Source organism: Streptomyces sp. NPDC057694, assembly GCF_042799415.1.
Taxonomy (GTDB): domain Bacteria; phylum Actinomycetota; class Actinomycetes; order Streptomycetales; family Streptomycetaceae; genus Streptomyces.
The window spans coordinates 263,107-273,772 of sequence record NZ_JBHVIX010000012.1 but is presented as its reverse complement, the minus strand read 5'-3'; the positions used below and the strand labels follow the sequence as shown (position 1 = coordinate 273,772).

At 68.1% G+C, this 10,666-nt stretch carries 4 protein-coding genes, 1 tRNA gene and 1 rRNA gene; 5 read left to right on the top strand and 1 reads right to left on the bottom strand.

Annotated elements, in window-relative coordinates; all coding sequences use genetic code 11:
* The 3 genes from rrf to ACFVDP_RS25600 form a co-directional block, all read left to right on the top strand.
* Nucleotides 1-95, top strand: a 5S ribosomal RNA gene (gene rrf / locus ACFVDP_RS25610); the annotation flags it as partial.
* A gap of 118 nt (nt 96-213) precedes the next feature.
* The gene (locus tag ACFVDP_RS25605) at nt 214-876 is read left to right on the top strand and encodes a DegT/DnrJ/EryC1/StrS family aminotransferase (protein ID WP_383493942.1); all 663 of its coding nucleotides are present in this window, start codon (nt 214-216) and stop codon (nt 874-876) included.
* Nucleotides 877-973: 97 nt separating this feature from the next.
* Nucleotides 974-1,046: transfer RNA gene (locus ACFVDP_RS25600), tRNA-Thr, on the top strand.
* Between the two features lie 70 nt (nt 1,047-1,116).
* Here ACFVDP_RS25600 and ACFVDP_RS25595 read toward each other — a convergent pair.
* A complete protein-coding gene (locus ACFVDP_RS25595; RefSeq protein ID WP_383493902.1) occupies nt 1,117-3,735 on the bottom strand; it encodes a SpoIIE family protein phosphatase in 2,619 nt (872 codons plus the stop codon).
* Between the two features lie 406 nt (nt 3,736-4,141).
* Between ACFVDP_RS25595 and ACFVDP_RS25590 the strand changes: the two genes are divergently transcribed.
* Entirely contained in the window at nt 4,142-9,640 is a 5,499-nt protein-coding gene (locus tag ACFVDP_RS25590) for a HAMP domain-containing protein (RefSeq protein ID WP_383493899.1), read from the top strand.
* Nucleotides 9,641-9,914: 274 nt separating this feature from the next.
* A complete protein-coding gene (locus ACFVDP_RS25585; RefSeq protein WP_383493896.1) occupies nt 9,915-10,595 on the top strand; it encodes a two-component system response regulator in 681 nt (226 codons plus the stop codon).
* Nucleotides 10,596-10,666 lie beyond the last annotated feature (71 nt).

The window sequence follows — 10,666 nt, the reverse complement described above, 5'->3', positions numbered from 1 at the left end:
AAACGCCCGGTTACATTCCGAACCCGGAAGCTAAGCCTTATAGCGCCGATGGTACTGCAGGGGGGACCCTGTGGGAGAGTAGGACGCCGCCGAACTCCTTTTGATAAAGAGCTGGTCCCCGAACCTTTGGTTCGGGGACCAGCTCTTTTTTGTTGCGCTTTACTTGTCGTTCATGTGGTGCGATGACGATTCGGTGCCATGGGCACAGTTGGAATGCTGCAAGCAGCCGGTGTCGGCGCCGGTGACGAAGTGATCGTGCCGGCCTACGGCAACCCCGAGGTCGCCGAAGCCGTCGTACAGGCGGGCGCCGCTCCCGTCTTCGCGGACATCGACCCCGACACGTACTGCGTCGACCCCGCACACGTCGCCGCGTGCGTGAGTGAGCGGACCGCCGCCGTGGTCGCCGTACACCGCTTCGGACACCACGCCGACGTCGAGCGGTTGAAGAGACTCACCCAGCGCCACGGGCTGTTCCTGATGGAACAGGGCGAATCCCAGCAGCCGTTCGAGGAAGTCGGCCGGCGACGCGCGTACGCCGCCTACCTGAACGGGCGGCTCAGCGGACTGCGGACGCCCGCGGGCAGCGAAGGACACACCTATCAGCAGTACGTCGTGCGCGTACCCGGCAATGGGCGGCCCGACCGGGACGCCTTCGCCCGGGCCTTGCGGGGCAAGGGTGTTGAATGCAGCGTGCCGGTGAAGACACCGGTGCACCGTATGCCCGCGTTCCGACGTGACGTGGAACTGCCCGAGACGCAATGCGCGGCCGATGAAACGCTCGCGCTGCCCGTCGACGCGGCACTGTCCAAGCGGCAGATGCAGCGGGTCGTCTCTGCCTGTAACGCGCTCGGCGGATTGCTTCAACCCGCCTTCTAGAGCGGCCTTCGCGGGCCGTGCGATCGATGGTTCGAAGCAACCTGATCGTCGGGTATGCTTTTACTCGTCAGCGCGCGGGAAACCGCGAAAGCGACAGGCCCCTATAGCTCAGTCGGTAGAGCGTCTCCATGGTAAGGAGAAGGTCAGCGGTTCGATTCCGCTTGGGGGCTCAGGAATTGAAGGCCGCCGCCCTGGAAACAGGGCGGGGGCCTTTTGCCTTTCCCCCCGCCCCTTCCGGCGTCAGTCGTGGTCCAGGCCCGGAACACGCATCGTCAGGATCGCCATGTCGTCGGACGGGGCGTCAGCGGCGAAGCGCTCCACCGCGCGCATGATGCGCGCGGCCACGGCGCCGGCCGTCAGACCCGTACACGTCGACAGGACTTCGGCGAGACCGTCGTCGCCCAGCATGCGGGTGCCTTCGCGGCGCTCCGTGATGCCGTCCGTGACGCACAGCAGGACATCGCCCGCGTCCAGCGTCATCGTCTGCTCGTACAGCTCCAGGTCGTCCATGACACCGAGCAGCGGCTGCGGCTCCGCGAACGGGACGACCGTGCCGTCCTGGCGCAGACGCAGCGGAAGCGGATGGCCGGCGCAGACCATCTTCAGGACCGCCGAGCCGTCCTCCTGCGGCCACAACTCCCCGTAGAGCAGCGTGAGGAAGCGGCTGCGGGCGCCCTCGTCGAGGATCGCCGCGTTCAGCCGCTCCAGGACCGCGGGGCCGCCGAAGCCCTCGCGGGCCAGCAGGCGCAGGGCGTGGCGGGCCAGGCCCGTCACCGCGGCCGCCTCCGGGCCCGTGCCGCAGACGTCGCCGATCGCGAAGCCGTACGCGCCGTCGCGGATCGGGAAGAGGTCGTAGAAGTCGCCGCCCACCTCGTTGCCCTCGCCGGCCGCGCGGTAGATGACCTCGACCTCGACGCCCGGCACGTGCGGAAGCTCCGGCGGCAGAAGGCTGCGCTGGAGGGACTGGCTGATCGCCATGCGCTCCGAATACAGGCGGGCGTTGTCGAGGGCCAGGGCCGCCCTTCGGCTCAAGTCCTCGGCCAGCTCCAGGATTTCCTGGCGGAAGTGTTCGTCCGTCGGCTTGCCGAGCGTCAGCATGCCGATCACGCGGTTGCGGGCGACCAGGGGGAGGACGACCGTCTCGCCGCCCACCGCGGACGCCGTGGCGAGAGTGGTGCCGATACCGGAGGTGACGCTCGTCGGCTCGTTGAGGCCGAGGCTTCTCATCGACGTACGCAGCGCCGCCTGGTGCGCCGCTTCCGCCGGAGCCGGCCAGACGCGGGCGCCCGGCGTGGGCACCGGCTCCGGCGGGGCGATCTTGGAGAGGAGCGCCTTGAGGCCGTCGATGCGCTCCTCGTCCTCGTGCAGGACGTACGAGAGATACGGTTCCGAGGCCTGATCGGCGATCGTGTACACGGCGCACCACGTGGCCAGCGTCGGCACCGTCATCTGGGCCATCAGCGCCAGCGTCTGGTCCCGGTCGAGCGTGCCGGCCAGCAGGTCCGACGCCTCGACGAGGAAACTCAGCGAACCGCGGCGCAGCTTCTCCAGCTCGCCCAGGCGGGCCGATTCGACCGCCAGTGCGATGCGGTCCGCCGCGAACTGCAGCCGCAGCGCCTCTTCGTTGGAGTAGCGGTCCGGGGCCTCGGCCGCGACGCCGAGCGAACCGGTCAGCCGGCCCTCGACCTTGAGCGGGACCGTCACGACCGAGCGCATGCCCGTACCGTTCAACAGCGGCACGGCGCCCGGGACTTGGGTGAGGTCCTCATGGACGGCCGGCATGCGCGCGGAGCCGTAGCGGCCGGGTCCGACCTCGACCGGTACGCGCGCGAAGCGCTGCCGGGCCGAGGGGAGACCGGTGGAGGCGCGCACCTCCAGCTCCGTCTCGTCGTCCGTGGCCAGCAGCAGGAAGGCCGAGTCGCCGTCGAGCATGTCGCGGGCCCGCTCCACCGTGCGCTGGAGCAGGCCGTCCAGGTCGTCGGGGGCCGGGGAGCCGATGAAGACCTCGAACGGATCGGAGCCCTGACTGTCCGAGGATGCGGAATCGGACGCGGGGACGCGCAGCGGCGTCTGCAGCACGGCGCGCTCGTGATCGCGTACGAGGAGGCAGACCGTGGACGGATCGCCGTCGGTGTCACGGACCCGCAGATGGGAGGCGTAGACGGGGAGGACGCGGCCGCTGGCGCCCCGGATGCCGTAGCTGCCCTCCCAGCGGGAGAACTGGAGCGCGTCGGCGATTCCGGTGCTGGTGCCCGGCGTGTGCGGCCAGGCCGCGAAGTCGGTGAGGGGCTTGCCGCTGACCTGCTCGGCGGAATAGCCGAAAAGATGCTCCGCGTCCTCGTTCCACGACGTGACCGCGCCGGTCTTGTCGATCTGCACGACGGCCACCCGCACCCGCTCGTCGGCGAGCGGAAGGAGGTCCGTGGGGACGATCGGCCCCGCCGCGCGCGTGCCCACCGAGCGCTCCGGCAGGTCGAGTTGGAACCACACCTGCTTGTGCGTGGCCGAATAGTCCACTCCCCAGCGGCCCGCGAGCGCGGCGCAGAGCTGAAGACCCCGGCCGCCCTCGCGGTCGGGGCTGCCCATGTTGATCGCCGACGACTGGAGCGGGATCTCGCGTTCCGGATAGCGGTCGGAGACCTCGATGCGGACATGGTCGTCACTGCGCAGGCACAGAACTTCCGCGGATGTGCCCGCGTGCACCACGGCATTCGTCACCAGCTCGCTGGTCAGCACCACGGCGTCGTCGATGATGTCGGCGTAGCCCCACCCCTGGAGGGTGTCGCGCACGAAGGACCTGGCGGTCGCGACGGACCGCCCGACGGGTTCGAAGGTGGCAGCCGCACGCGCGGTGATCACAGAACTCCCTGTACGCGTTGAACTCGATGTACTCGCCGTACCTGCCGCACTCGCTGTACGAATGTCGAGGCCCAGGTCTCCCGTACCCATGTCTCGGCCGCCCCTCCGATGCCCGCTCGTTTTCCGCCACCGCCCAGGTCGGGCCGACCGGGGTGGGTGGACAGCCGCATGCAAGGTTACTTACCTTCGCCGTCCATGCGGATGCCGGTCGCCAGTGTTTTCCGTCCGGAGGGTGTGCGGACGGTGTGCGAAGCTGCCGAACTGTTATGGCCTGGTTCAGCCATGGTGAAACACTGGGCAAGCTTCTGAAGAGAACGCATCGAAGTACCGGTGCTGAGGTAGAAGCGCATCTGGGCAAAGCCGAGCTACCCGAGCAGTACAGGTCGATCCCTGCGGGAGGGACACAGTGGAGTCTGGCGCAGCGACGCGGGGCAAGAAAACGCGCGCAGAAGGCGGACAGTCCCTGGCGAAACAGCGTAAATCGCGCAACGGCAGTGGGACGACAACGGTCGACAGTGCGGCGCTGAACCGGCTTCTGGCCGGTCTCGTCGCCATGCGGGACGGCAATTTCCGAAAGCGCCTCACGGTCAACGGTGACGGCGTGATGTCGGAGATCGCCGCCGTGTTCAACGAGGTGGCCGACCGGAATCTGCACCTGACCGGCGAGCTGTCGCGGGTGCGGCGGATGGTCGGGCGTGAGGGAAAGCTCACGGAGCGGCTGGAGACCGGCGCGTGCGAGGGCTCGTGGGCCTCGGCGATCAACGCGTCGAACGCGCTCGTCGACGACCTCGTGCGGCCCGTGTCCGAGGTGGGGCGGGTGCTCACGGCGGTCGCCGAGGGTGATCTGTCGCCTCGCATGGAGCTGCGCGCCCAGGTGCCCGAGGGGGCGGGGCATCCGCTGCGCGGGGAGTTCCTGAAGGTCGGACGGACGGTCAACAACCTTGTCGACCAGCTCTCCACCTTCACGGACGAGGTCACCCGCGTCGCCAGCGAGGTCGGCACCGAGGGCAAGCTCGGCGGCCAGGCGCGCGTCCGCGGAATGTCCGGTTCGTGGAAAGACCTGACCGATTCGGTCAACACGATGGCGTACCGGCTCACCGCGCAGGTGCGTGACATTGCTCTCGTCACCACTGCGGTGGCCAAGGGTGACTTGTCCCGGAAGGTCACGGTTCACGTCGCGGGCGAGATGCTCGAGCTGAAGAACACCGTGAACACGATGGTGGACCAGCTGTCGTCCTTCTCCTCCGAGGTCACGCGAGTGGCGCGCGAGGTGGGTACGGAGGGCGAGCTCGGCGGGCAGGCGCAGGTGCCCGGTGTGGCCGGCGTGTGGAAGGACCTCACCGATTCGGTGAACCTCATGGCCGGCAACCTCACCGCCCAGGTGCGGGGGATCGCTCAGGTCACTACAGCTGTGGCGAACGGTGATCTGTCCCAGAAGGTGACGGTGTCCGCGCGGGGCGAGGTCGCCCAGCTCGCCGAGACCATCAACCAGATGACCGAGACGCTGCGTACGTTCGCGGACGAGGTCACGCGTGTCGCCAACGAGGTGGGGGCCGAGGGCCAGCTCGGCGGCCAGGCCAATGTGCCGGGCGCGGCCGGGACCTGGAAGGACCTGACCGACTCCGTCAACACCGTCTTCAGGAACCTGACCACACAGGTGCGCGACATCGCGACCGTCACCACGGCCGTGGCCAACGGTGACCTCTCGCAGAAGGTCACCGTCGATGTCGCCGGCGAGATGCTGGAGCTGAAGAACACCGTCAACACGATGGTGGACCAGCTGTCGGCCTTCGGTTCCGAAGTCACGCGTGTGGCGCGGGAGATCGGTGTCGAGGGTGAGCTCGGCGGTCAGGCGCTGGTGGTGGGTGCGGCAGGTACGTGGAAGGACCTGACCGACTCTGTGAACACGGCTTTCCGGAACCTCACCGGTCAGGTGCGCAACATCGCCCAGGTGACGACGGCCGTGGCCAACGGTGACCTCTCGCAGAAGGTCACCGTCGACGTCTCCGGCGAGATGCTTCAGTTGAAGAACACCGTGAACACGATGGTGGATCAGCTGTCGTCGTTCGCCGACCAGGTGACCCGCATGGCCCGCGACGTGGGCACGGAGGGCCGGCTCGGCGGGCAGGCCCGGGTGGACGGGGTGAGCGGTACGTGGAAGGAACTCACCGACTCCGTCAACTTCATGGCCGGCAACCTGACGTCGCAGGTGCGGCAGATCGCTCAGGTCACCACGGCCGTGGCGCGCGGTGACCTGTCGCAGAAGATCGACGTGGACGCGCGCGGCGAGATCCTCGAGCTGAAGAACACCATCAACACGATGGTCGACCAGCTCTCCGCCTTCGCCGACCAGGTCACGCGGGTGGCCCGCGAGGTGGGCACGGAAGGACGCCTCGGCGGTCAGGCGCAGGTGCCCGGCGTCGCCGGTGTGTGGCGGGATCTGACGGATTCCGTGAACGGCATGGCCGGCAACCTCACGGCCCAGGTGCGCAACATCGCGCAGGTCGCCACCGCGGTCGCCCGCGGTGACCTGTCGCAGAAGATCGACGTGGACGCGCGCGGCGAGATCCTCGAGCTGAAGAACACCCTCAACACGATGGTGGACCAGCTCTCCGCGTTCGCCGAGCAGGTCACGCGGGTGGCCCGTGAGGTGGGTACGGACGGCATCCTCGGCGGTCAGGCCGAGGTGCAGGGTGTGTCCGGTACGTGGAAGGACCTCACCCAGTCCGTGAACTTCATGGCGAACAACCTGACTCTTCAGGTGCGCAACATCGCCGAGGTCACCACGGCGGTCGCCCGGGGCGACCTGTCCAAGAAGATCACCGTCGACGCCAAGGGCGAGATCCTCGAACTCGTCACCACCGTGAACACGATGGTCGACCAGCTGTCGGCCTTCGCGGAGCAGGTGAACCGGGTCGCCCGCGAGGTGGGCACCGAGGGCCAACTGGGCGGCCAGGCAAGGGTCCCGGGTGTCACGGGCATCTGGAAGGACCTCAGCGACAACGTCAACCTCATGGCCAACAACCTGACCATGCAGGTGCGCAACATCTCCCAGGTCGCCAACGCCGTGGCGGGGGGCGACCTGACCCGCACGGTGACCATCGAGGCGCGCGGCGAGGTCGCCCAACTCGCCGACACGTTCAACACGATGGTGAAGACCCTGAGTTCGTTCGCCGACCAGGTCACCAAGGTGGCCCGCGAGGTGGGCACGGACGGCATCCTCGGCGGTCAGGCCCGCGTTCCCGGCGTGGCCGGCACGTGGAAGGACCTCACCGAGTCCGTGAACGGCATGGCCTCGAACCTCACCGGCCAGGTGCGCAACATCGCGATGGTCACGACCGCCATCGCCAAGGGCGACCTGACCAAGAAGATCGACATCGACGCGCGGGGCGAGATCCTCGAACTGAAGACGACGATCAACACGATGGTCGACCAGCTGTCGTCGTTCGCCGACCAGGTCACCCGGGTCGCCCGCGAGGTGGGCACCGAGGGACAGCTCGGCGGCCAGGCACGCGTGCGCGATGTCGACGGCACCTGGCGCGACCTGACCGAGTCCGTGAACGAGATGGCCGGAAACCTGACCCGTCAGGTGCGCGCCATCGCGGCCGTGGCCACCGCGGTGACCCGCGGCGATCTCAACCTCAAGATCGACGTCGACGCGGCGGGCGAGATCCAGGTCCTCCAGGACAACATCAACAAGATGATCTCCAACCTGCGCGACACCACGATCGCCAACGAGGAGCAGGACTGGCTCAAGGGCAACCTGGCCCGCATCTCCGGTCTGCTGCAGGGCCGCCGCGACCTCGACGACGTGGCCTCGCTCATCATGAGCGAGCTGACGCCGGTGGTCTCCGCGCAGCACGGCGCGTTCTTCATGGCGATGCCCCTGGACGAGGGAGCCGACGCGGCGACCAGTGACGAGGACGCGTACGAACTGCGCATGCTCGGCAGCTACGGCTACTCCATGGGCTCGATGCCGACCTCCTTCCGGCCCGGTGAGACGCTCATCGGCACCGCCGCCCAGGAGAAGCGCACGATCATCGTGGACAACGCCCCCAGCGGCTACCTGAAGATCGCCTCGGGGCTCGGGGAGGCGCCGCCCGCGCAGGTCATCGTGATCCCGGTGCTCTTCGAGGGCACGGTGCTCGGGGTGATCGAGCTGGCGTCGTTCACGCCGTTCGCGCAGATCCAGAAGGACTTCCTCAACCAGATCGCCGAGATGATCGCGACGAGCGTCAACACCATCTCCGTGAACACCAAGACCGAGGTGCTGCTCAAGCAGTCCCAGGAGCTGACCGAGCAACTCAGGGAGCGCTCGGCCGAGTTGGAGAACCGGCAGAAGGCCCTCCAGGCGTCCAACGCCGAACTGGAGGAGAAGGCCGAACTGCTCGCCCAGCAGAACCGTGACATCGAGGTCAAGAACACCGAGATCGAAGAGGCGCGGCAGGTCCTCGAGGAGCGCGCCGAACAGCTCGCGGTGTCGATGCGCTACAAGAGCGAGTTCCTCGCCAACATGTCGCACGAGCTGCGCACGCCGCTCAACTCGCTGCTGATCCTCGCCAAGCTGCTCGCCGACAACGCCGACGCGAACCTCACGCCGAAGCAGGTCGAGTTCGCCGAGACGATCCACGGAGCGGGCTCCGACCTGCTCCAGCTGATCAACGACATCCTGGACCTGTCGAAGGTCGAGGCGGGCAAGATGGACGTCTCGCCGACGCGGATCGCCCTGGTGCAGCTCGTCGACTACGTGGAGGCCACGTTCCGGCCGCTCACCGCGGAGAAGCAACTCGACTTCTCCGTACGGGTGTCGCCGGAACTGCCCACCACGCTGCACACCGACGAACAGCGCCTCCTCCAGGTGCTGCGCAACCTGCTCTCCAACGCGGTGAAGTTCACCGACTCCGGAGCCGTCGAGCTGGTCATCAGGCCGGCCGGGAACGACGTACCGAACGCGATCCGTGAACAGCTTCTGGAGGCCGGGTCGTTGCGGGACGCGGACGGCGATCTGATCGCGTTCTCCGTCACCGATACCGGTATCGGTATCGCGGCCAGCAAGATGCGGGTCATCTTCGAGGCGTTCAAGCAGGCCGACGGCACGACCAGCCGCAAGTACGGCGGTACGGGCCTCGGGCTCTCCATCAGCCGGGAGATCGCCCGCCTGCTGGGCGGCGAGATCCACGCGGCGAGCGAGCCCGGACGCGGCTCCACGTTCACGCTGTACCTGCCGCTGCACCCGAGCGAACTGCCGCCCCAGGGCTATGCGCAGCTCGCCCCGGCCGTCGAGCCGGGCCGGCCGCTCGCCCTGGACGCCGCGCCGGAGCCGGCCGCCGAGGTGGAGACCCCGGCGGAGGTGAAGTCGTACCGGGAGACGCAGAACGGCGCCGCGGCGCTCTTCAGGCGCCGTCGCAGGTCCGCCTCGGCACCGGAGCCGCGCGCGGCCCTGCCGGCCCGGCCCATGCCCGCTCAGGAGCCGTGGGAGGCCGTGGCCGAGGAGATCTCCGCGCCGACGCCGCGGCGCGGGATCAAGTTCGGCGGCGAGAAGGTGCTCATCGTCGACGACGACATCCGCAACGTCTTCGCCCTGACCAGCGTTCTCGAGCAGCACGGCCTGTCGGTCCTGTACGCGGAGAACGGGCGTGAGGGCATCGAGGTCCTGGAGCAGCACGACGATGTGACCGTGGTGCTGATGGACATCATGATGCCGGAGATGGACGGGTATGCGACGACCACGGCGATCCGGCGGATGCCGCAGTTCGCCGGGCTGCCGATCATCGCGCTCACCGCGAAGGCGATGAAGGGCGACCGGGAGAAGGCGATCGAGTCCGGCGCCTCCGACTACGTCACGAAGCCGGTCGACCCGGATCATCTGCTCTCCGTGATGGAACAGTGGATGCGCGGTGAGTGACCGGAAAACGGAATTTTCACGCAGAGTTGCTGACTGAGTGTGGCCAAGGCCGTGTAGAAGTGCGGTGTACGGGGAACCTTCTGGTCCCCCACCGCGTTTCTGCTACGTGCACAGTGACATCGCGGTGACAGGGTGTGGCGACAGGCGGGGTGCGGCTACCATGACCGGCACAAGGACGGGCGGCGCAAGGGAGTCGTTCCCCGGGGCGGCGACAGGAGCCTCCCCGAGTCCTGCGGACAGGGGCGGCCCCATGCCGGGGCGAGGAGGGCGGGCCATGGTGCAGAAGGCCAAGATCCTCCTGGTCGATGACCGGCCGGAGAATCTGCTGGCGCTGGAGGCCATCCTCTCTGCGCTCGATCAGACGCTGGTGCGGGCATCGTCCGGGGAGGAAGCACTCAAAGCGCTGCTCACGGACGACTTCGCGGTCATTCTGCTCGACGTTCAGATGCCGGGAATGGATGGTTTCGAAACCGCGGCGCACATCAAGCGCCGAGAGCGGACTCGGGACATCCCGATCATCTTCCTCACAGCGATCAACCACGGGCCGCATCACACCTTCCGGGGGTACGCGGCCGGCGCGGTGGACTACATCTCCAAGCCGTTCGACCCGTGGGTGCTGCGTGCGAAGGTGTCGGTGTTCGTCGAGCTGTACATGAAGAACTGCCAACTGCGGGAGCAGGCGGCACTGCTGCGTCTCCAGCTGGAGGGTGGCGGCAAGGCCGTCGGTGACGCGAAGGAGCCCGCGGGGCTGCTCGCCGAGCTGTCCGCGCGGCTCGCGGCCGTCGAGGAGCAGGCCGAAGCGCTGTCCAAGCAGCTCGACGACGAGTCGGCGGACGCGGCGGCGGTCGCCACGGCCGCTCATCTGGAGCGCAAACTCACCGGTCTGCGCAGAGCACTCGACGCACTGGAACCCGGTACGGGCAGCGGTGCGCCGTCCGTCCCGTCCCAGAACTGAGCAGCCGGACCGGCCTTGAGGGCGCGTCACTTCACACGGCGTCAGATCGCGACACAAACGGGTGAAGCCAC

Bases quoted from the DNA above. Each gene is read 5' to 3' on its own strand.
- ACFVDP_RS25585 (WP_383493896.1), top strand. From the start codon at position 9,915: ATGGTGCAGAAGGCCAAGATCCTCCTGGTCGATGACCGGCCGGAGAAT.
- ACFVDP_RS25605 (WP_383493942.1), top strand. From the start codon at position 214: ATGCTGCAAGCAGCCGGTGTCGGCGCCGGTGACGAAGTGATCGTGCCG.